General features: G+C 43.5%; 21 protein-coding genes. 18 read left to right on the top strand and 3 right to left on the bottom strand.

Going from position 1 to position 22,895, the window contains the following annotated elements; all coding sequences use genetic code 11:
• The first annotated feature begins 24 nt into the window (after positions 1-24).
• Complete coding sequence (locus tag ACE3PQ_RS02120; RefSeq protein WP_374294787.1) at positions 25-1,677, top strand: ATP-binding protein; 1,653 nt, start codon at positions 25-27, stop codon at positions 1,675-1,677.
• A gap of 41 nt (positions 1,678-1,718) precedes the next feature.
• On the opposite strand, the gene ACE3PQ_RS02115 is transcribed toward ACE3PQ_RS02120, so the two are convergent.
• The gene (locus ACE3PQ_RS02115) at positions 1,719-3,038 is read right to left on the bottom strand and encodes a diguanylate cyclase (protein WP_374294785.1); all 1,320 of its coding nucleotides are present in this window, start codon (positions 3,036-3,038) and stop codon (positions 1,719-1,721) included.
• Positions 3,039-3,490: 452 nt separating this feature from the next.
• Here ACE3PQ_RS02115 and ACE3PQ_RS02110 point away from each other — a divergent pair, with 452 nt between their 5' ends.
• The 15 genes from ACE3PQ_RS02110 to ACE3PQ_RS02040 all read left to right on the top strand — a co-directional run bounded on the left by ACE3PQ_RS02110 (position 3,491) and on the right by ACE3PQ_RS02040 (position 20,124).
• Positions 3,491-4,048, top strand: coding sequence for an NADH-quinone oxidoreductase subunit A (locus ACE3PQ_RS02110; protein WP_374294783.1), 558 nt, complete (start codon positions 3,491-3,493; stop codon positions 4,046-4,048).
• 6 nt (positions 4,049-4,054) lie between these two features.
• Positions 4,055-4,732, top strand: coding sequence for an NADH-quinone oxidoreductase subunit B family protein (locus ACE3PQ_RS02105; protein ID WP_241570993.1), 678 nt, complete (start codon positions 4,055-4,057; stop codon positions 4,730-4,732).
• A 91-nt stretch (positions 4,733-4,823) separates the two neighbouring features.
• Positions 4,824-6,608 (top strand): NADH-quinone oxidoreductase subunit C/D, encoded by a 1,785-nt coding sequence (gene nuoC / locus ACE3PQ_RS02100; RefSeq protein ID WP_374294782.1) that lies wholly within the window; start codon positions 4,824-4,826, stop codon positions 6,606-6,608.
• A 12-nt stretch (positions 6,609-6,620) separates the two neighbouring features.
• Positions 6,621-7,130, top strand: a complete 510-nt coding sequence (nuoE, locus tag ACE3PQ_RS02095; RefSeq protein WP_298892682.1) for an NADH-quinone oxidoreductase subunit NuoE — start codon at positions 6,621-6,623, stop codon at positions 7,128-7,130.
• The gene (nuoF, locus tag ACE3PQ_RS02090) at positions 7,127-8,461 is read left to right on the top strand and encodes an NADH-quinone oxidoreductase subunit NuoF (protein ID WP_374294779.1); all 1,335 of its coding nucleotides are present in this window, start codon (positions 7,127-7,129) and stop codon (positions 8,459-8,461) included. Before nuoE ends, nuoF begins: the two co-directional genes overlap by 4 nt.
• Before the next feature lie 11 nt (positions 8,462-8,472).
• Positions 8,473-11,172 (top strand): NADH-quinone oxidoreductase subunit NuoG, encoded by a 2,700-nt coding sequence (gene nuoG / locus ACE3PQ_RS02085; protein WP_374294777.1) that lies wholly within the window; start codon positions 8,473-8,475, stop codon positions 11,170-11,172.
• A 3-nt stretch (positions 11,173-11,175) separates the two neighbouring features.
• A complete protein-coding gene (gene nuoH, locus ACE3PQ_RS02080; RefSeq protein ID WP_374294775.1) occupies positions 11,176-12,180 on the top strand; it encodes an NADH-quinone oxidoreductase subunit NuoH in 1,005 nt (334 codons plus the stop codon).
• A 27-nt stretch (positions 12,181-12,207) separates the two neighbouring features.
• Complete coding sequence (gene nuoI, locus ACE3PQ_RS02075; protein ID WP_298892743.1) at positions 12,208-12,762, top strand: NADH-quinone oxidoreductase subunit NuoI; 555 nt, start codon at positions 12,208-12,210, stop codon at positions 12,760-12,762.
• On the top strand, positions 12,759-13,334 hold the full coding sequence (nuoJ, locus tag ACE3PQ_RS02070) for an NADH-quinone oxidoreductase subunit J (RefSeq protein WP_374294773.1): 576 nt from the start codon (positions 12,759-12,761) through the stop codon (positions 13,332-13,334). Before nuoI ends, nuoJ begins: the two co-directional genes overlap by 4 nt.
• Positions 13,334-13,642 carry an NADH-quinone oxidoreductase subunit NuoK gene (gene nuoK, locus ACE3PQ_RS02065; protein ID WP_092620345.1) on the top strand — a complete coding sequence of 103 codons (309 nt, stop codon included), beginning with the start codon at positions 13,334-13,336 and terminating at the stop codon, positions 13,640-13,642. Before nuoJ ends, nuoK begins: the two co-directional genes overlap by 1 nt.
• The gene (gene nuoL / locus ACE3PQ_RS02060; protein WP_374294771.1) at positions 13,639-15,528 is read left to right on the top strand and encodes an NADH-quinone oxidoreductase subunit L; all 1,890 of its coding nucleotides are present in this window, start codon (positions 13,639-13,641) and stop codon (positions 15,526-15,528) included. Before nuoK ends, nuoL begins: the two co-directional genes overlap by 4 nt.
• 1 nt (position 15,529) lies before the next feature.
• Entirely contained in the window at positions 15,530-17,134 is a 1,605-nt protein-coding gene (nuoM, locus tag ACE3PQ_RS02055) for an NADH-quinone oxidoreductase subunit M (protein WP_374294769.1), read from the top strand.
• A 1-nt stretch (position 17,135) separates the two neighbouring features.
• Entirely contained in the window at positions 17,136-18,605 is a 1,470-nt protein-coding gene (gene nuoN / locus ACE3PQ_RS02050) for an NADH-quinone oxidoreductase subunit NuoN (protein ID WP_298892700.1), read from the top strand.
• A 174-nt stretch (positions 18,606-18,779) separates the two neighbouring features.
• Positions 18,780-19,415 carry a uracil phosphoribosyltransferase gene (gene upp / locus ACE3PQ_RS02045; protein WP_374294765.1) on the top strand — a complete coding sequence of 212 codons (636 nt, stop codon included), beginning with the start codon at positions 18,780-18,782 and terminating at the stop codon, positions 19,413-19,415.
• Between the two features lie 109 nt (positions 19,416-19,524).
• Positions 19,525-20,124: a cold shock domain-containing protein gene (locus tag ACE3PQ_RS02040; RefSeq protein WP_374294763.1), complete on the top strand. Its 600-nt coding sequence runs from the start codon at positions 19,525-19,527 to the stop codon at positions 20,122-20,124.
• 33 nt (positions 20,125-20,157) lie between these two features.
• On the opposite strand, the gene gigC is transcribed toward ACE3PQ_RS02040, so the two are convergent.
• Entirely contained in the window at positions 20,158-21,054 is an 897-nt protein-coding gene (gene gigC, locus ACE3PQ_RS02035; protein ID WP_374294761.1) for a LysR family transcriptional regulator GigC, read from the bottom strand.
• Between the two features lie 126 nt (positions 21,055-21,180).
• Here gigC and ACE3PQ_RS02030 point away from each other — a divergent pair, with 126 nt between their 5' ends.
• Positions 21,181-21,942 carry a ferredoxin--NADP reductase gene (locus ACE3PQ_RS02030; protein WP_374294759.1) on the top strand — a complete coding sequence of 254 codons (762 nt, stop codon included), beginning with the start codon at positions 21,181-21,183 and terminating at the stop codon, positions 21,940-21,942.
• Positions 21,943-21,970: 28 nt separating this feature from the next.
• Here ACE3PQ_RS02030 and ACE3PQ_RS02025 read toward each other — a convergent pair whose 3' ends face one another.
• Positions 21,971-22,393: a hypothetical protein gene (locus tag ACE3PQ_RS02025; protein WP_241570977.1), complete on the bottom strand. Its 423-nt coding sequence runs from the start codon at positions 22,391-22,393 to the stop codon at positions 21,971-21,973.
• Positions 22,394-22,640: 247 nt separating this feature from the next.
• Between ACE3PQ_RS02025 and ACE3PQ_RS02020 the strand changes: the two genes are divergently transcribed.
• Positions 22,641-22,883, top strand: a complete 243-nt coding sequence (locus ACE3PQ_RS02020; protein WP_374294757.1) for a hypothetical protein — start codon at positions 22,641-22,643, stop codon at positions 22,881-22,883.
• Positions 22,884-22,895: the final 12 nt, after the last annotated feature.

Raw genomic sequence — 22,895 nt, 5'->3', positions numbered from 1 at the left:
ATTTTATAAGTTCAAGAGGCATCCGTGTCATCATTTAAACATAGTGTTTTCCTTCGTATCTATGCTGGACTGGTATGTTTGGTGGCATTGGTTGCAATCTTGGCGTATATCATCGTTCAAGTCATCAATTATCAACGTGCGCAAGATTACCGTGAGCAAATGGCAGACGGTGTAGCACATGTGATCTCTGAAGTGGTGGCAAGACAGCCGACACCACAAAGTCAAGAAGATTGGCTCGCTGATGTATCTAGAGTGCTCGAACTGCAACTCGATTTTGTACCACGTGACCAGCTCGATTTATCCCGCACAGAACGTCGTCGCCTCAGCGATGGGCGTGCTATTGTGCGTTATGATGCCAGTAAAATTATTGGTGATATTTATACCCAAGTTGATGGTCAGCCAAATGTCTATTTGCATATGAAGGTGGATAAACTTTCAGAAGTGCAAATTAAAATGATCGCAATTTTGGTGTTAGAGGATCTGAGTTATTATCCAGGTGCGGAACAGCAGCGTTTAGAAGAGCTACAACCTTATTTTGCATATCCGATCGCATTCAAAAAATTATCTGATATGAATCTAGATATGGATCAAATTAGCCGCTTGCGTACAGATAAGACGCAGACCTTGATGCTGTATCGTGATAGTGCGACGATGCAAGGCACGACAATTTCTGTTATTTCTGCCTATACCAATGTACCTAATCAGGTTTTGGTCTTAGGACCTGTACCAATTTTTAATTGGTTACCTTTTACTGTCTTTGCGGGAATTGTTTTATTTAGCTTATTCCTGTTAATTATGGGTGTGTATTTCCTCATTCTGCCACTCGAGCGAAAAATTGGCAAAGTGCGTCAGGCCTTAAACCGTGTGCGCAAAGGCGATCTTGATACTCGAGTTACTGTTGAGGGTAACGATGAGATGGCGAATCTTGGCTTAAGCTTCAATATGATGACTGAGCACATCCAACGTCTGATTGAAGCACAGCAAGAATTGACTCGTGCAGTTTCTCATGAGCTCAGAACACCAGTTGCCCGAGTACGCTTTGGCATGGAAATGCTGACAGATACTGATGATTATGATGCACGTATCTCGCAGATGGAAATGATCGACAAAGACATCGAAGAGTTGAATAAGCTCATTGACGAGATCATGACCTATGCCAAGCTTGAGCAAGGGACACCGTCATTGCACTTTGAAAAAGTAGTTTTGAAAAATCTACTTCAACAAGTGATAGATGAAACGGCTGTCATTAAGAAAGATAAAAATATCACCAGTCTACTACCTGCTCAGGATCTAGAGGTGGAAGCGGAGTATCGCTATCTGCATCGTGTCGTACAGAATTTTGTTGGTAATGCACTTCGTTATAGCAACTCAATGGTGCGGGTGAGTGGCGGTGTACAAGATGGCTATGCTTTTGTCTGCGTTGAAGATGATGGGCAGGGCATTGATGAAAAAGATCGTGAAAAAGTCTTTGAGGCTTTTACTCGTCTAGATGATAGTCGGACGCGTGCATCTGGTGGTTATGGGTTGGGCTTGTCGATCGTGAGCCGTATTGCTTATTGGTTTGGTGGGAAGGTTGAGGTTGATCAAAGTCCAGTGCTAGGTGGTGCTCGATTTACCATGACATGGCCAGTAAAACAAAGTGTAACTAAAACGCCTTTGCATAAATCGACTAAATAAGACTGTGTTATTTTATTAACGATATTTATTGTGGTTGAATATTAAGTGTTCATTGCAATTTGAATCTGATCTCTACCCGCTGATTTTGCTTGATACAAAGCTTTATCAGCTTGTGAAATCCAATAGTCGAGTGGGCGAAATGCTTGTTTGTAGGTAATGCTAGATACGCCAATACTAATATTAATTAAAATACTTTGATTAAAAGAAAGGTTTAAAGGGTGTTGTTTTAGTGTACTTTGAATCCGTTCAGCAATCTGTTTAGCTGATTCCAAATCTGTATTTTGTAGCAAGATTGCAAACTCTTCACCACCCAAGCGCCCGTATAAATCGTGTTGTCGCAAAATACTTTGCGTAATCTTAACGAAGTGTTGCAGAGCCTCATCGCCTGCCTGATGTCCAAACTCATCATTAATTCTTTTAAAATAATCAATATCGACCATCATCAGGGTGGTATCACGCTGACTTTTTTGCGCATGTTGAATGGCAGTAGAAGCGGATTGCATAAAATGATGTCGGGATAGGCTTTTGGTTAATGAGTCGTACTGCACATGAAATAAAATTTCCTCAAATAAGTGCTTGCGGTTCGAGCTAATTAAGCACACCGTCATTGCAGATATGGCAAGCATGAATAAGCCAACACGCGTTGATGTAGTCGTATATAAGTAGTCGGCTGAATGTACGTCCAAGATACTTAAAGTTGTGCTGTAGAAAAGCACTGTGCATACCACAAAATTAATAATCGCAAGGCTAAAAAAATCATACCGCAAGGCTGCCCAAATGAGTGCAGCAATAGGGAACGTGAGAGCTCCTGGGCCACCAAAAGTTATAGCGACAAATGTGGCAATCACAATAGCGATCAAAGGGAGGAAATCATGCCACTGGATCTCAATCAGATTAAACCGATGTTGAAAATCTCTTAGCTTATTCCAAGTTGGGAAGCTTAAAATTAATGGAAGAATAAGCACGTGATTTTGAATCTCTGCTGTCCACCACAAACAAAATTCTTGGATGAGGTGTTGCTTATCCATAAAGCTATTCGGATGATTTGGGACTGTGCTCACCGCAACAAGTGCACTCATCGCCGAGCTAAATGTGACGATAATGAGCATATAGAAGAATGTTAAACCATGATTGTATTTGCGATAACTAAGTTGGAAGAGCTGAAATAATACGATTGCGGTTAAAACTTCAAACAGATTTGCAAAAGTCAGCGCAAAAGCAAGTAGAAAATAATTGCCAGTAATGAAGTCGGCGAGCATAAAACCAACAAACGCACCAAGCCATGTTTCGATGCCACGTAATTGTGGATAGCGCAGAATTAAGCCAAGTAAAAGTGCATTTGCTGGCCAAAAAGACGCCAAAAGAATAGAGGGCGTGAAAAAATTCCTGCTAAAGCTGCACAAAAAACAACCCCGCTAATAAGCGCAAAAATCCCTACACGAGTTGATAAGTGCATATTGCGCATTGTGTTAAATACAGGTTTAAACATCAGTGTGCAAAGTTGTATGGTGGTGAGTTTGTGATTATACTGAAAAAATTGTGAAAGTATCTATTTTTTGAGCAAAATAGACTTTTGTATATTAAGACGTGGAGATGATTTTGATATTATTATCAAAATGAAAATGCTTCTTATTTATTAATGATCAGACTGTTAAAATGGATTTTTACTGCGAAAGTATGAGTTTAACGTCTAGAAACATAATTCAAAAATCAGGTACAATAAAAAGGATATTATGTCTGTGTTTGATGAAAGATTTTATCAAATACAACAAACTTTTTTTATTTTGTAAGGCCTGCTAGGAGTTCACCCCGCATGAGTGCCATTACTCCATATGATTGGGCAATTATTGCTTTTGTGATTGGCGTAACATTTTTATGCGCCTTTATGTTGACTGTCCCGCTACTACTTGGTGGCAAAGCTTGGGGGCGTGCAAAGCAAGAACAGTTCGAGTCTGGTGTTGTTAGCGCTGGTGGCGCACGTATTCGCTTATCAGCCAAATTTTATCTTGTTGCGATTTTCTTTGTTGTCTTTGATCTAGAGGCTCTGTATCTCTACGCTTGGGCGACTTCCGTACGTGAAGTTGGTTGGGTCGGTTTTGCGACGGCTGCGATTTTTATTTTGGTGTTGTTGATCGGTTTGATTTACGAGATGAGCACAGGTGCGCTGAATTGGGCGCCACATGATCGCCGTAAAGCTGCTGGTATCAAGCCAAAAATTGGATCACCAAATATGGATATTGCATCCATTACTCGATTTAATTCGATTGAAGAGTTGGTGCAAGATCCAACAGGAAAAATTCCTGCACAATCTGCGATTAAAACATCAGCGCATCAATCAAAAATCGAAATTCAAAAAGTAAATAAGGAGTAATGCGGGATGAAATATACCCTAACCCGTGCCAATCCTAATGCGGATCAGTATCCTCTCCAAGAGCGTCAGATTGTAGGTGATCCTCTTGAAGAGGAAGTGAATAAAAATGTCTTTATGACCAAACTTGAAGACGTTTTGCATACAGCAGTGAACTGGGGACGTAAGAACTCCGTTTGGCCATTTAACTTTGGTACATCATGTTGTTATGTAGAGTATGCGACAACTTTGACAGGTGTGCATGACATGTCACGCTTTGGTGCTGAGGTTATTCGTGCGTCGCCTCGTCAGGCAGATTTGATGATTGTTGCGGGAACTTGCTTTGTCAAAATGGCACCTGTAATCCAACGTCTTTATGAGCAAATGCTTGAGCCGAAATGGGTCATCTCTATGGGGGCATGTGCGAACTCTGGTGGGATGTACGATATTTACTCAGTCGTGCAGGGTGTTGATAAAATTATTCCTGTCGATGTTTATGTACCGGGTTGTCCGCCACGCCCTGAAGCTTTAATTCAAGCTTTGATGCTATTGCAAGATCAAATCCAACTGGAGCGCCGTCCATTATCTGCGGTGATTGGTGATGATCTACAACCGATTTATAAACCAAAAATGATGCCTGAACGTGATCGAAAAAATGCCGAGCGTATTGCAGTGAAAAATCTGCGCTCAATGGATGAGATCAAGTAATAGGGCTGATTTGATGATTGATGTACTGCGTTTCGGCGCAGTCAAATCAGTTTAGCGAACCGAATTTTTTTAAAAATAGGAAGCCAAGCCAATGGCTGAAACTGAAACTACTATGCCAGAAGTGGAACATGATTCACGTCCAGCATTTGCAATCGTAGAAGAACTGAAAAATAAATTTGGTGAAAACTTCTATGTGCAAGCGACGTTTGATAATTTCCCAACCGTCTGGGTTGAGCGTTCTCGCGTTCTCGATGTATTGATGTTTTTGCGTACAGTACCACGTCCTTATGTGATGCTGTTTGACCTCTCTGCAATGGATGAGCGTCTGCGAAATCATCGTGATGGATTACCTGCTTCGGATTTTACTGTGTTTTATCACTTGTTATCTTTGGAGCGTAATACCGATATTCGTATCAAGGTCGCACTCAGAGATAATGATCTTAATATTCCAACCGCAAGCAATATTTGGCCAAATGCCAATTGGTACGAACGTGAAGCCTATGACATGTTCGGGATCAACTTCGAAGGTCACCCGATGCTTCGTCGTATCTTGTTGCCGACATACTGGGAAGGTCATCCGCTACGTAAAGAATATTCTGCACGTGCGACGGAATATACGCCGTACATGCAGGATCAAGCCAAGCAGGATTTTGAGCAAGAGCATTTGCGTTTTGTGCCTGAAGATTGGGGCTTGAAACGTGGTAATGATGACGAAGACTTTATGTTCTTAAACTTGGGTCCAAATCATCCATCTGCACATGGTGCGTTTCGTGTCATTCTTCAGCTTGATGGTGAAGAAGTGTTGGATTGTGTGCCTGATATCGGCTATCACCATCGTGGTGTGGAAAAGATGGCTGAACGTCAGACATGGCACTCATTTATTCCCTATACTGACCGTGTCGATTATCTTGGTGGTGTGGCGCAAAACATGCCGTACGTGATGGCAGTTGAGCAAATGGCGGGCATTACTGTACCAGACCGTGCGCAGTGTATTCGTGTCATGCTCTGCGAATTATTCCGCATCAATAACCACTTGCTCTATATTGGTACAGCGATTCAGGATACAGGTGGTATGACGCCAGTATTCTATATGTTTGCCGATCGTCAAAAAGTTTACGATATCGTTGAGGCGATTACTGGCTTCCGTATGCACCCAGCATGGTTCCGTCTCGGTGGTACAGCGCATGACTTGCCAAATGGCTGGCATACGTTGGTCAAAGAACTGCTCGAGTGGATGCCGAAGCGTTTGGATGAATATCACACAGCGGCGCTGAAAAACTCAGTCTTTGTTGGACGTACCAAGAATGTGGCGCAGTACGATGCAAAATCAGCATTGGCTTGGGGTGTGACAGGTACAGGTTTGCGTGCCACAGGCATTGACTTTGATGTGCGCAAATATCGTCCATATAGTGGCTATGAAAATTACGACTTTGAAGTGCCAGTCGAATATGAAGGCGATGCTTACGCGCGTGTCATGGTGCATTTCCATGAAATTCGTGAGTCGCTAAAAATCATTAAACAATGTTTGGATAATATGCCATCTGGTGCATACAAAGCCGATCATCCATTGGCTGTACCGCCACCTAAAGACAAAACACTACAAGACATTGAAACCTTGATTAATCACTTCTTGAGTGTGTCTTGGGGTCCTGTGATGCCTGCGGGTGAGTCGTCATTTATGGCGGAAGTGGTGAAAGGGGCGAGTACCTATTATCTCACCTCGGATAAAGCGACAATGAGTTATCGTACACGTATTCGTACGCCGACATTCACGCACTTACAGCAAATTCCTTCGGTAATTAACGGCAGTCTAGTGTCTGACTTAATTATTTATTTGGCGACCATTGATGTGGTTATGGCAGACGTGGATCGCTAGAGGTACAGCATTATGATGATTTTGACAGACAAAAAGCCTCGTGTCAGTGTGGAAGGGATTTTGACTCCTGAAGAAATTCACGACATTGAGCATCACATTGGACATTATCCTGATCCACGTGCGGCGTCACTTGATGCATTGAAATGTGTACAACGCCGTAATGGTTGGGTGGATGATGCGCAGATCAATGCCATTGCACAGATGCTCAGCATTAGCGTGGCTGATCTTGAAGGTGTGGCGACATTCTATAACCGTATTTACCGTCAACCTGTTGGTAAGCATGTGATTTTGTTATGTGACTCGATTGCGTGTTTCTTGATGGGTGCAGAAAGTCTTGCAGACGCATTCCAACGTGAGCTTGGCATTCAATACGGTCAGACGACGGCGGATGGACGCTTTACTTTATTGCCGATTTGTTGCTTAGGGAACTGCGATAAAGGGCCAACTCTAATGATTGATGAAGATACCCATGGTTTAGTCGATGTGTCTTCGGTCAAACAGCTCTTGGAGAAGTATCTATGAATACCGAACCAAAACCAATTTATGGCGACGGCAATCCTGAAACTCACCCATTGACATGGCGTTTGAGTAAGCAAGAACATGTGCGTAGTGCGGATGATTATGAAGCGTTGGAAGGTTATCAAGGGCTGAAAAAAGCCGTATCGATGACGCCTAATGAAGTACTTGAACTCATCAAAGCGGCGACTGTAAAAGGTCGTGGTGGTGCAGGCTTCCCCGCAGGGATCAAATGGTCGCTAATGGCACCAAATGATAACTCAGGACCACGTTACTTGATTTGTAATGCTGATGAGATGGAACCGGGTACCTTTAAAGATCGCTTGTTGATGGAAAAATTACCCCATCAATTGATCGAAGGGATGTTGATTGCAGGCTATACGCTTGAAGCAACACACGGTTATATCTTTATCCGTGGCGAATATATCGAAGCAGCGCAGTATCTGAATGAAGCACTTGAGCAAATTCGTGCCAAAGGTTATCTCGGCGAGAATATTCTCGGTACAGATTGGAGCTTTGATCTACACGTACATACAGGCGCAGGGCGATATATCTGCGGTGAAGAAACGGCATTGATTAACTCGCTTGAAGGTCGTCGAGCCAATCCTCGTACCAAACCACCTTTCCCACAAGTGGCAGGGGCATGGGGTCGTCCGACGATTGTCAATAATGTAGAAACCTTTAACAACCTCCCTGCAATCATGCTTCGTGGTGCAGAGTGGTATGTCGGTTTATCTGCAGGTAAATCGAAGGATCCAGGTACCAAGATTTATGGTGCGTCAGGTAAAGTCAAATTCCCAGGGCTATGGGAGCTGCCTTTTGGCACCACTGCGCGTGAAGTGATCGAAGAGCATGCAGGCGGTATGCGTGATGGCTTAACCCTCAAAGCATGGCTACCGGGCGGGGCTTCGACTGACTTTTTGGCAGCAGAACATATTGATCTGCCAATGGATTCTGAAAGCATCATGAAAGCGGGCTCACGTCTCGGCACGTGTTTGCTGATGGTGGTCGATGAAAGCCAGTGTATGGTGTCTGCAGTGCGTAACTTAGAAGAATTCTTTGCACGTGAGTCGTGTGGCTTCTGTACGCCGTGCCGTGATGGCTTGCCTTGGGCTGTTAAAGCATTAAAAGCACTCGAAAATGGTGAAGGGAAAATGGAAGATGTTGAACATCTGGCTGAACTGACCAAAAAGTTGTGGATCGGTAAAACCTTCTGTGCCCACGCACCAGGTGCGATGGAACCATTAATGGGTGCGCTGAAATATTTCCGTCATGAGTTTGAGGCAAAAGTGACCAATCGTCCTGTTGCAGAAGCTCAACGCGTTGAACAAGTATAAGGAATTCGACGATGGCTACTATACATGTCGATGGAAAACAATATGAGGTCAATGGCTCAGAGAACTTGCTGCAAGCATGTTTGTCTTTGGGGATTGATATTCCTTATTTTTGTTGGCATCCATCCTTAGGTTCGGTCGGCTCTTGTCGCCAGTGTGCAGTGACACAATATGCAAATCCAGAAGACACTCGTGGTCGTTTGGTGATGTCGTGTATGACACCAGCTTCAGACAATACCTATATTTCGATTGAAGACAAAGAGGCAGTGGATTTCCGTGCCTCGATTGTAGAATTGTTGATGACCAACCATCCGCACGACTGTCCAGTCTGTGAAGAGGGTGGACATTGTCACCTACAAGATATGACCGTGATGACTGGTCATGATCGTCGTCGTTATCGCTTTACCAAACGTACCCATCACAACCAAGAACTCGGCTCGTTCATAGCACATGAGATGAATCGCTGTATCGCTTGTTATCGTTGTGTACGTTATTACAAAGATTATGCGGGTGGTACAGATTTTGGCGTGTATGCGAGTGCTTCACGTGTTTACTTTGGTCGTCCAGAATCAGGGACTTTAGAATCTGAATTTTCAGGCAACTTGACTGAAGTCTGCCCAACAGGTGTATTTACCGATAAAACTCATTCGGAACGCTATAACCGTAAATGGGATATGCAGTATGCACCGAGCGTCTGTCATGGCTGTTCAAGTGGTTGTAATATCTCACCAGGTGAGCGTTATGGTGAAATTCGCCGTGTAGAAAATCGTTTCAATGGTGACGTCAACCAATACTTCTTGTGTGATAAAGGTCGTTTTGGCACTGGTTATGTCAATCGTGCCGATCGTCCACGTCAACCACAGCTTCGTGCCAATGGCAATGTCAGCACCTTAAGCACTGATGATGCTTTAGACCAAGTGATTGCGACCATTAAAGCGAAAAAGGTTTTGGGCATTGGTTCGGCACGTGCAAGTTTGGAATCAAATTTTGCGCTACGTGAATTGGTGGGTAAGGACAACTACTCAACAGGGATGAGCCAAAAAACGCAAAGTTTGGTTGAGCTTGCTGCTGATATTATGCAAACACAGGGTATTTATAACCCAAGTATGCGTGAGATTGAAAGCTACGATGCAGTATTAATTTTGGGTGAAGATTTAACTCAAACTGCACCACGTATGGCATTGTCTGTACGTCAGTCGGCAAAAAATAAAGCCAAACAAATGGCAGCGGAACGCAAAACCCAAGATTGGCTTGCTGAGCCAGTTCAACGTATTGCACAACACGCCAAATCGCCAGTGTATATCTTGGCGGCAACTCAAACGCGTCTTTCTGATATTGCAGAAGCTGAAGTGGTTGCTTCACCGAATGATATTGCACGTTTAGGTTTTGCGGTGGCAGCAGCGCTACAAGGTCAGCCGATCACAGGATTGGATGATGATGCCAAAGCATTCGCTGAAAGCATGGCGAACAGCTTAAAAACTGCGAACAAGCCACTCATTATTTCAGGTACGAGCCTACAAGATCCTGCGATCATGGAAGCGGCGGCAAGTGTGGCGCAGGCTTTGGGTGAAAATGCAGGCTTGAGTTTGACCGTGCCTGAAGTCAACTCAATGGGCTTGGCGCTATTTGGTGGTCAGAGTTTAGAGCAAGCCTTGGCACAAGATTATGATGCGTTGATCATTGTTGAAAATGATTTGTTCCGTCAATTGCCTGAAGCGCAAGTCAAAGCCGCACTGAATAAAGCAGACAGCGTGATCGTGCTCGATCATAGTGAAACTGCAACGGTGAAAGCGGCGGATTATGTATTGTCAGCGGCGAGCTTTGCAGAAGCAGATGGTACAGTGGTCAGTCAGGAGGGACGAGCCCAGCGTTTCTATCAAGTCTATGATCCAAGCTACTACAAACCTGAATATGTGATCAAAGAATCTTGGCGTTGGTTACATGCCATCGAAACAGGTTTGAAATCAAAAGAGATTTCATGGACTGTACTTGATCATGTGATCGACAGCGTGGCGAAGAATGTACCGCAACTTGAAGCGATTCGTGATGTTGCACCGAATGCCGAATATCGTATTCATGGTTTGAAAATTGCCCGTGAACCACGTCGTTATTCTGGTCGCACGGCCATGATTGCACCACTGAATGTGCATGAGCCAAAACAACCTGTAGATGCCGACTCTGCATTGACCTTCTCGATGGAAGGTTATGTGGGTCCACAAAAGGCATCTTCATTGATTCCTTTTGCGTGGGCACCAGGGTGGAACTCACCACAATCTTGGAATAAATACCAAGATCAAGTCGGTGGGCATCTCAAAGGCGGTGATGCAGGGGTTCGTTTATTCGACCGTTTGGCAAAACGTCCTGCACGAAGCTATGTTGCACCGAATGCCGTGGTTGCCAATCCTGATGCGTTCCGCCTTGTGCCGATGCACCATATCTTTGCTTCAGGTGAATTCACTGTGAAAACCCCTGCGATGCAATCACGCATTCCAGAAGCGATGTTTGCTGTGGGTGAGCAAGATGCAGCACGTATGAATCTACAAGATGGACAACGCATTACCGTCAAAGCAGGCGATAGCACTGTCAATTTACCGATTCAAGTGATTGAATATTTACCGACAGGGTATATCGGTTATCCAGTTGGACTTGCGCCAACCATTTCTTTAGCAGAGCCTGTTGCGGTGTCTGTTGAAGCGCAAGCGGTAGGAGTGTAAATCATGAATGAATCTTTACGCGTTCTACCAAGTTGGGCTGTCGGCTATGAAACCGCTTTCTTGGTGATTCAAGCTATTGTCATTATGCTTGTGGTGGTACTGATGGCAGCGTTGATGTCATTTATCGAGCGTCGTTTGCTGGGTTTATGGCAAGACCGTTATGGTCCAAACCGTGTTGGTCCTTTTGGCATGTTCCAAATCGTTGCTGACATGCTCAAGATCATGTTTAAAGAAGACTGGACACCAAAATTCGTCGATAAGTTGACATTCCGTCTTGCGCCTGCTGTGGCGATGGCGACTGCGGTTTTATCCTTTATGATGATTCCTGTGAGTCCGTCGCTGGGTGTGGCGGATATGAATATCGGGCTATTGTTCTTTATGGCAATGGCAGGTATTGCAGTCTATGCAGTATTGTTCGGTGGTTGGTCATCGAATAACAAATATGCCTTGCTCGGTGGTCTACGTTCTGCAGCACAAACCATTTCTTATGAAGTGTTCTTGGGTATTTCATTGATGGGTGTGGTGGCGATTGCAGGTTCATTTAACTTGCGTGAGATCGTTGAAGCACAGCGTGATATGTGGTTTATCATTCCACAGTTCTTAGGTTTCCTAATCTTTGTGGTCGCAGGTGTGGCGGTGACACACCGTCATCCATTTGACCAACCAGAAGCTGAGCAAGAATTGGCAGAAGGTTATCACGTCGAATATGGCGGGATGAAGTGGGGCATGTTCTTCGTTGCAGAATACGTCAATATTATTTTGATTTCAGCATTGATCGTGACGCTATTCTTTGGTGGATGGCTTGCGCCGTTTAATCTTGAGATTCCATTTGTACCGCCAATCTTTTGGTTCATTATCAAAACCTTATTCTTCATGATGATGTTTATCTTGGCACGTGGTTCGTTGATTCGCCCACGCTATGACCAAGTGATGAACTTTGGTTGGAAAGTCTGTTTACCGCTTGCGCTAGTGAATTTATTAGTCACTGGTGCTGTGATTTTATGGTAACTAAGGAGGCAGGAAAAAATGATTAATATGTTAGCTTCCTTAGGGAAAGTCGTGGTCGGTGCAGGAACGATTATTCGTTCATTGTTTATGGTATTTAGCCATGCCACACGTCCACGTGACACGATTCTTTATCCAGAAGTCAAAGGCGAGGACATTGTACCGCCACGCTATCGTGGTCGTATTGTGTTGACCCGTGATCCTGACGGTGAAGAGCGTTGTGTGGCATGTAACCTCTGTGCAGTGGCTTGTCCAGTGGGCTGTATTTCGCTGCAAAAAGCAGAGAAAGAAGATGGACGTTGGTATCCTGAATTTTTCCGCATCAACTTTTCTCGTTGTATTTTCTGTGGGATGTGTGAAGAAGCCTGTCCGACCACTGCGATTCAGTTAACACCAGACTTTGAGCTTGGTGAATATGTACGTCAAGATTTGGTTTATGAAAAAGAAAATCTACTGATCTCTGGACCAGGTAAATATCCTGATTATAACTTCTACCGCATCACAGGTATGGCAGTGACAGGTAAAGAAAAAGGACAAGCGCAACGTGAGAGTGCGCCAGTCGATGTACGGAGTTTATTACCATGATGTGGCCATTTTATTTGATGGCGTTGGTAGCCATTATTTCGACCATTCGAGTAATTACCAACTCGAATCCTGTCCATGCTTTGCTGAGCTTGATTGTGTCTTTACTTGCGGTGGCAGGGATTTTCTTTATCGTCGGTGCGCCATTTGCAGGCGCATTAGAAATCATCGTCTATGCAGGGGCAATCATGGTGTTGTTCGTGTTCGTGGTGATGATGCTTAATCTCGGTGCGCATACAGTTTTGCAAGAAAAATCATGGCTCACTTCTGAAACGTGGGCTTGGCCAACGGCGATGAGCGTGATCATGGCGGTGGTGTTGGTGTGGATGATTAGCAAAGGCAATACTGAAAATCTACCGTTAATGGGTCAAGAAGTCATTGGTCCTAAAGCAGTCGGAACTGCTTTATTTACTCAATACTTACTATTGGTTGAAGTCGCAGCGATGTTATTACTTGCAGCATTGGTAGCGGCATACCACTTGGGCAAACGTGATCCCTTTCAAGAGCAACAAGATATTGCCGAAAGCAATACCAATCGCAATGTCATTTCTAGCAAAGAAAAGGAGCAAGGTTAATGGGTCATATTCCTATCGAACACGGACTAATCCTTGCGACTATTTTGTTTGCATTGGGCTTTTGTGGGGTCATGGTTCGGCGCAATTTATTATTCATTCTGATGAGTCTTGAAGTGATGATGAATGCTGCAGCGTTGGCATTTGTTTTGGCGGGCAGTGTTTGGGCACAGCCTGATGGTCAGATCATGTTTATTTTGATTCTGACTTTGGCAGCAGCCGAGGCATGTATCGGACTTGCGATTGTCCTTCAGTTTTATCACCGCTTCCATCACTTGGATGTGGATGCAGCTAGTGAGATGCGCGGATGAGTTATTTATATTTAACAATTCTATTTCCGCTGATTGGTTTTATCTTATTGGCGGCGGGTCGCGATAAACTTTCTGAAAATGTGGCGGCACTGATCGGTGTTGGTTCAGTCGGTTTATCAGCGTTGGTGGCATTGTTTGCAGGGATTGAATTCGTCCAAGCAGACGGTACTGCTTACAATCAATACTTATGGACATGGTTTAATGTCGGTGATTTTTCAGCGACCTTTGGCTTGCACTTGGACGGCTTATCACTGTTGATGATGGGCATGATTACGGGTGTCGGTTTCCTGATTCACATCTTTGCCTCATGGTATATGCGTGGTGAAGATGGCTATGCACGCTTCTTCTCCTACTTCAACTTGTTCGTGGCGAGCATGTTGGTGTTGGTACTCGGTGACAACTTGGCGTTGTTATTCTTGGGTTGGGAAGGTGTTGGTCTGTGTTCATACCTGTTGATTGGTTTTTATTATTCAAATCCTGCCAATGGTTGGGCGGCGATCAAAGCATTTACCGTGACCCGTGTTGGTGATGTCTTCTTATTGATTGCCTTGTTCTTGTTGTATCAACAGTTTGGCACATTAGATACGGTGTATATCGTTGAAAATGCCAAAACCATTTTGACTGATAGCAATATTGCATTTTGGACAGCGTTGATGTTGTTCTTAGGCGCAGCAGGTAAATCAGCTCAGATTCCACTGCAAACTTGGCTTGCTGATGCGATGGCAGGTCCTACACCAGTATCTGCGTTGATTCATGCGGCAACGATGGTGACAGCAGGGGTGTATTTGACTTGCCGTACTTATACTGTGTTCCAAATGGCACCTGAGATTTTGCAATTTATCTCCATCGTTGGTGCGGTGACTTTATTAGTTGCAGGCTTTGGAGCATTGGTACAAACCGATATCAAACGTATTCTTGCTTACTCAACTATGAGTCAGCTCGGTTATATGTTTATGGCAGTGGGCGCAGAAGCTTATCAAGCAGGTCTGTTCCATATGCTTACCCACGCATTCTTTAAAGCATTATTGTTCTTGTCTTCTGGTGCGGTGATTCTTGCTTATCATCATGAGCAAAACATCTTCAAAATGGGTGGTTTGTTTAAGCGCAATAAATTCTTATTTGCTTGCTTTGCCATCGGTGGTGGTGCATTGGCTGCATTACCATTTATTACTGTCGGCTTCTTCTCTAAAGATGCGATTCTTTGGCAAGTTTGGGCGCATGGTCATACCACAGGAATTGAAACCTACGGCACATTATTCTGGGTTGGTGTTGCAGGTGCATTCTTGACCTCGATTTATACCTTCCGTTTGATTTGGGTGGTGTTCTTCGGTGAAGAGAAAACGCATTATCACGAGATCAAAGGGGTGAGCTATTGGTTGCCACTAGCGATTTTGGCAGTACTTTCAACTGCGGTGGGTGCAGTATTACAAACACCAGTGTTGAATATTTTGACTGAAGCAAATATTCCTGCATTTAACATGACGGCTGATCTTGAGCACTATAAGCACACGATTGAATTGTATGCAGTCGGGATTGCACTGACTGGTTTAGTACTTGGTATTATCCTATTTGCTTTCGCTTATGGTTCAGTCAAAAAACTGGCAAATACGTCGTTTGGTGCAGGTGTTGCGCACATTTGGCGTAGTGCCTTTGGCTTTGATGCTTTGTATGACTTGGTGTTTGTGAAACCATATTTATTGCTTGCACGTATTCTTGGTCGTGATCCTGTTGATGGATTGTGGTTGATGATTCCTGCGGTGGTCAAAGGTGGTCATAAGTTTACCAGTTGGCGACAAACAGGGTCTTTACGTGAATATGCGTCGAGTATTGCTTTAGGTGTTGTTGTGTTAGTGATCATCCTAATCGTCAAGCAGGTGGGGTTATAAGATGGAAAACAATTGGATTCTTCCTGCGCTGATATTAGTTCCTTTTATTGCGGGTTTTATTTGTTGGATCATTGCTAAAGCGGGTGCCAATGTCACACGTTGGATCGCATTGATCGGTATGACGATTACTTTAGTCCTATCGCTGATGTTATGGCAACAAGGTAATTTTCAGTTTGAAGCACAAGGTGCGACACCTGAATGGGCTGCTGAGTTTATGGTGCAATGGATTCCAACCTTTGGAATCAGCATTCATTTGGCAGCAGATGGTTTATCGATGCTGATGGTAGTATTGACGGCATTACTGGGTATTCTCGCAGTGGGTTGTTCGTGGTCTGAGATTCAAAAGAACGAAGGTTTCTTCTTCCTGAACTTACTTTGGAGTTTAGGCGGTGTAATCGGTGTATTCCTTGCCATTGATATGTTCCTGTTCTTCTTCTTCTGGGAGATGATGTTGGTGCCGATCTATTTCTTGATTGCACTTTGGGGACACAAAGGCTCGAACGGTCGTTCTCGTGTTTATGCTGCAACCAAGTTCTTTGTCTATACTCAAGTGTCAGGTCTGATCATGTTGGTGGGTATCTTGGCATTGGTATTGGTCAACTATACCCAACAATTGCAAGTCAGCCCTGAAACAGCACGCATCACTTTTAACTATATGGAGTTGCTTGGTACGCAGATTCCACATGGTTTGGATTATGCCTTGATGCTGTGTTTCTTCATTGGTTTTGCAGTAAAGCTACCGGTATTCCCATTTCATGGTTGGTTGCCTGATGCACATGCGCAAGCACCAACAGCAGGTTCTGTAGACTTAGCAGGGATTTTGATCAAAACAGCAGCTTATGGTTTGCTTCGTTTTGTGATTCCATTCTTCCCTGAAGCTTCAGCAGAATTTGCCAATATTGCCATTATTTTAGGTTTATTCGGTGTGTTCTACGGCGCAGTCTTAGCGTATCAACAAACTGATATGAAACGCCTTTTGGCATACACATCTATTTCACATATGGGCTTTATTCTCCTTGCGATCTACGCAGGAAATATCGTGAGCTTCCAAGGTGTGATGATCATGATGTTGGCACATGGCTTATCATCTGCGGCATTGTTCATCATGTGCGGTCAAGTTTATGAACGTATGCACACACGTGATATGCGTTTGATGGGTGGTATGCGTGGTCAGTTCCGCTATTTACCATTTTTCTTGATGTTCTTCGTGGCGGCATTGGTGGGTGTACCTGGACTCGGTAACTTTATCGGTGAGTTCTTGATTTTGATGGGTTCATTTGATCGTTTCCCTGTGTTTACGATTCTTGCTGCATCGAGTTTGGTCTTAGCAGGTTTGTACGGTTTGATCTTGATTCATCGTTCTTTATTTGGTGAGCCAAATCCTGAACAAGCGTCGCATTATGAAAGCCCACTCAAAGATTTATCTGCACGTGAAATCAGTATTTTGATGATTTGTGTGGTCGGTCTAGTGTGGCTAGGTATGTATCCGCAAACGATCTTGGATGTGTCGAACTCTAGCCTTGAATGGATCGTCAATAGTTATCTACCTCAAGTAAATTCGGTGGTTGAACCGATGACACAGATTCAGCCGATGGAGGTGCAATAACATGAACTTCACATTACAAATCTCGGAGCTCATGCCACTCGCACCTGTATTGATCGTTGCTGTGACGGCGATTATTGCCATGCTTTTGGTGGCGTTGAAACGTAACCATACTTTGGTTGCGACAGTGAGTGTGATCGGTCTAAACCTTGCGGTTGCTTATATTATTTGGCAATTTTGGCAGGGTGTTCAACCAAGCAATGTCATGGGGCTGTTTACAGTCGATCCATTTGCATTGATCTACATGATCATGATTTTGATCGCTGCATTGGCATGTTGTACCTTGTCACATGCGTATATCGACAGCTTTAAAGACAGCAAAGAAGAGCTTTATATTCTTTTGCTCAGCTCGGTTGCTGGTGCGATGTTGATGGTGACCAGTACCCATTATGCGTCGTTCTTTATGAGCTTGGAAATGATGTCGATCCCTGTGTATGGCATGTTGGCTTATACTTATCAGCGTTCACAATCTTTAGAATCAGGTGTGAAATATCTCGTTTTGTCTGCGACTGCATCGGCAATGATGTTGATGGGCTTTGCCTATCTCTATGCCTATACAGGTGAGATGTCATTCACGTCATCGGCAATGAAAGTCGTGCAAGTCATTAATGAGCCACTGGTGGTAGTTGGTCTTGCACTGATTGTCTTTGGTTCTGCATTTAAGCTATCACTTGCGCCATTTCATAAATGGACTTCTGATGTCTATCAAGGTGCGCCAACGCCAATGGCAACTTTCCTTGCCACTGTGGCAAAAGTCGCAATGCTTGGTTTAGTGCTTCGCTATTTCTTGACCTCAGGGACTTTGGTACTTGATGGTATGATGACTGTGTTGACGGTGATTGCTGTACTTTCAATCCTTGCAGGTAACTTGCTTGCAGTGACTCAAGTCAATATCAAACGTATCTTGGCATATTCATCCATTGCACATTTTGGTTATATTTTGATTGCATTGGTGAGTACTGATGTATCAAGTGTCAGCACGATTACCGTCTATATTGCGGTGTATGTGTTGACGACGATTGGTGCATTTGGTGCAGTATCGCTGATGTCGAGCCCATACAATAATTTGGATGAAGCGGAAAGCTTGGCGGACTATCGTGGTCTGTTTTGGCGTCGTCCAGTATTGACGGCGACGTTGACGGTGATGATGTTGTCTTTGGCAGGTATTCCATTGACTGCGGGCTTTATCGCAAAATTCGTTGTGATCTTGGCGGCTGTGGCGGCAACCAACTGGTTCTTAGCAGCGATGATCATCATTGGTAGTGGCATTGGTTTGTACTACTATCTGCGTGTCATGGTGGTGATGTATATGACGGCACCGTCTAAACCACGTATTGATGCACAAGGGCATTGGGGACAAACAGCAGGGGGTATCATGGTACTTGGTGCTGCATTACTGGTATTATTATTTGGTATTTATCCTGAGCCTGTATTGAAATTTGCAGAAATGGCAAAAATTGCAGTTGTTCAATAAACTGATAAATGATGTAAAAAAACCACAAATTTCGATTTGTGGTTTTTTTATAGATTTCTATATGTATCTGATCTTGATTGACACCAGTGGTTTTGCAGATCAATGGCACACAAGCGAACAGAAAGTTGTTATCATAAGCACTGTTTGATCGTAGTTCATTTAAGGTAGGCATTCGTGCATATTCAAGAAATTCGTCATCCACTCATTCGTCACAAACTGGGTTTGTTACGTCGTTCTGACATCAGCACCAAAAACTTTCGTGAGCTTGCGCAGGAAGTCACCATGCTGCTGACCTATGAGGCGACGAAAGACTTACCTGTGGAGGACTTTGAGATTGATGGCTGGGCAGGAAAAGTCACGACGCAACGTATGGTCGGTAAGAAAATTACTATTGTCCCGATTTTACGTGCGGGTATTGGTATGCTTGAGGGAGTATTAAACTTGATCCCAAGTGCCAAAGTGAGTGTGCTTGGTCTTGAGCGTGATGAGGAAACATTAGAAGCACGAACGTATTATAAAAAACTTGTACCTGATGTATGCAATCGTATTGCCATAATTATTGACCCGATGTTAGCAACAGGAAGTTCATTGGTTGCGGCGATTGATGTACTCAAGCAAAGTGGTTGTAAAGATATTCGAGTCATGATCTTGGTGGCAGCGCCAGAAGGCATCAAACGTGTACAAGATGCGCATCCTGATGTTCGAATTTACACAGCCTCGATTGATGATGGGCTGAATGAACAAGGCTATATCATTCCAGGTCTTGGTGATGCAGGGGATAAGATCTTTGGTTCGGTGCAGAAAGGATAACGATTCGGTGATTTTATAAACTGATTAAAAGTTAGAATCTTATATCAACTTAGAATTATTTCCGCTTCACCATGTTTTTGATGCATGGTGAAGCGCTTTTGAGAACGACATGATTCAATCAGGGAAAATTAAAAATTATCATCAAGCGCGTGGCTTTGGTTTTATTCAAAATGATCAAGGTCAAGACATCTTTTTTCACATCAAAGATTTTCCAAAAGGCGTTCTACCGCAAGTCGGTGAGCGACTGACCTTTGCTATTACTCAGGATAAAAAGTCCAATAAAAACAAAGCAGTGAATATCACTCGGTTGGATTATCCTGATGTACAGCAAGCGTCAGACATGCACCAGCCTGAAAGAATCAATTCTAGACCTCGACAAAGAGCACCTCGAGGAGAACCAACTACCTCTCTTTTTACTTGGTTGCTTTCAATAATAGTCGTAATAAGTGGTGGACTATTTGCTTATAACTTTGTGCAAAAATCATTACATCGTCATGACCTAGCAAACCAATCGGTGAATGAAGAAACCTTAGCGATTGCCAATATTCAGGCGGATAGCAATCCGCACGGCTTTAAATGCGATGGTCGTGTGCATTGTTCTGAGATGACTTCAAAAGCAGAAGCGAATTGGTTTGTGGCAAATTGTCCAGGTACCAAAATGGATGGTGATGGTGACAGCGATGCCTGCGAAAGTGATAGTCGCTGGTAATTTAAGCAGTTTCTAAAATTTATCAAAGAGACATTACGCCTCTTTTTTTGCTTGTGATTCACAGAACTGCATTAAAGCTTTTAAGCCCGGTCCTTGATATTTTTGGCGGTGTACGAGCATAAATAGCGGACGAGTCAATTCCCAAAATGCCGTGTCTAAAATTACCAATTGACCTTTATCTTGGAAAGGTTGAATCGCCAATTTGGATACACATCCCACACCCATACCGCCTGCAACGATTTTTAAAATGGCTTCATTATGCCCAAGTGTGAGGCGAATATTGGCATTAGGTAAATCTTGCAAAATCGCATGATCAAATACTTCACGAGTACCAGAGCCTTCTTCACGTAGAATCCACTCCACTGCATCGAAATCTTTAATCGTTAATGCGCGATCGAGTTGTGCAAGTGGGTGGCTAGGCGCACAGCACACCGCAAGTTCGTCATCTTGCCAGTGAATACATTGCAGTTGTGGCAAATGACATGAACCTTCGATGAGTGCTAAATCAAGTTGAAATTGGCTCACGGCTTCGATGATCTGACGGGTATTGCCGACTTGCAGTTGTAGGTGTGCATTTGGCTGTTGTAATAAAAAGTTTGCCATCAAATCAGGTACGAGATAATCACTAATGGTCAAGGTCGCACCAAGACGCAAATCAATGCCTTGTAGCTCACCTTTAGCGGCTTGTTCAAAGGCTTCACAGCGACCCAAAATTTCTAAAGCCTGCGGTAAGAGATAACGCCCAAGATCGTTGAGTTGTAGGCGTTTTCCCTGACGATCAAACAGTGGCGAACCGAGCCCATCTTCCAAATCTGACAATGCCATACTCGCCGCACTTTGCGTCAAACGTACTGCTTCACTAGCTTTGGTGACCGTACCTTCTTGTGCTACAGCGACAAAGACTGCAAGCTGACGAAGTGTCATGCGCATAATCAGATCCTTTCAGGAAAATAGTTCGCATAAATCGTAAAAACAAACTATATGGTCAAACAGGTGAGAACTTCAATCAGTCATGCTAACATGATCGCTCGATAAATAGTATGTCTTGAACCTTGCATGTCCGAAGATAAATTCACTTTAGAAACCGTACTTTCCGTCAAAAGATGGGCGAGTAATCTCTTTAGTTTTACCATGACACGACCTGCGCATTTCCGCTTTACCGCAGGGCAGTTTGCTCGGATTGGCATTGATGTCGATGGTGAAATGGTGGTGCGTGCATACTCGGTGGTGTCTTCACCTTTCGAGGAAACATTAGAGTTCTTTTCGATCGTTGTCCCAGACGGTGCATTTACCTCTCGACTACAATATTTAAAAGAAGGCGACCAAATTTATTTGGAAAAAATTCCGTATGGATTTTTGACCCTAGCACGTTATCAAGAGCCGTTGCCACAAGATTTATGGCTTTTAGCGACTGGGACAGGGCTTGCGCCATTTATATCCATGCTTCAAGATTTTGATACATGGAAGAATTATCAACACATCGTATTAGCATATAGTGTCAGAACACCTGAAGAGCTTGCTTATGTTGATCAGATTGGCGAGGTTCAAAGCATGTTTGCCGAAGAAGGTGCGAGTTTTACCTTCTTGCCAATTGTGACTCGTGACCCGCTTGCAAAGTTGAATCAGCGATTACCGAAATTGATTTTGTCAGGTGAGCTTGAGCAAGTTGCCAAATTAAAATTTGATGTCGATCGGAGCCACGTCATGCTTTGTGGTAATCCGCAGATGGTTGAAGATACCAAAGAGGCTTTGAAGTCGATCGGTTTGGTGATGAATCGTCGTGGTGTGGGAAATATTGCGGTGGAAAATTATTGGTAGATTCAAACCATATGATGTAATTTTGAGCTCAATGCACAAACATATCTAAAGATTGACGGATTTCACGCACTGCATCATGGACATCTGTTGAGAGCAAGATTGGGTCAAAAATACTGGCATAATGTTCAAATTGTTCAGCTGTCACAACCAAACGGATTGGGCAATCTTCTTCTTGTAGGCGCCAAGCCAAGAGCATAAACTCCTGATCAACCTCAGGAATAAATGACTGCAAATCAATCACCAAAGCATTAATACAATCAGGGAAAGGCATTACAGAGAATTCTTCGACACGGCGACGGCAATATTCAATGTCATTCCACGACAGTTCGCTGTCAGGTTTGGTGAGCTCAATAATGCCAATCAAATGCTCATCACGACTACGGTGAAGCCAGCAACGATGACTGACATCAGTTGCAAGTGAGAGGCTGATCGGCGTTAAGCGAAAGGACATAAGTCAAAGCGTCGTAAAAATAAGACGCAACATTATAAACTGCTCATATATCCACGCAAGTATATTGATAAATGATCATCAAAAGAATGATAAATGGCGTGCTTAAAATAAAAATGTGTGGAGATTATGTAAATTTGAGGCATAAATTGATCATAAAATGCAGTCACATTGTTATTAAAATTATACATTTAACTTAAAATTAATATGTTAGGGTAAATAATATACAAAAACGTTAAGGAATACATTTATGCCATCGCAACATCCTAGCTCTAATCCTGACAATATGAGCACAGCTGAAAAGAAAAAACGTACAAAATTTATTACCATCGCTATCGTTGGTTTTTTGATTTTGGTCATTGTCGGCATGTTATTAGGGTTCATTAGTGATCAAGATGAGCCACCTGCAGAGGAAGCAAAAGATCAAACAACAGTGCAAGAACAAGCCCCTGAGCCTGTCATTATTGACAGTAACAGTGGAAATAGCGAATAAGCTGTAATATTC

Source organism: Acinetobacter sp., from assembly GCF_041911495.1.
In the GTDB taxonomy this organism is placed as follows: domain Bacteria; phylum Pseudomonadota; class Gammaproteobacteria; order Pseudomonadales; family Moraxellaceae; genus Acinetobacter.
This window is presented reverse-complemented; position numbering and strand designations above follow the sequence as displayed.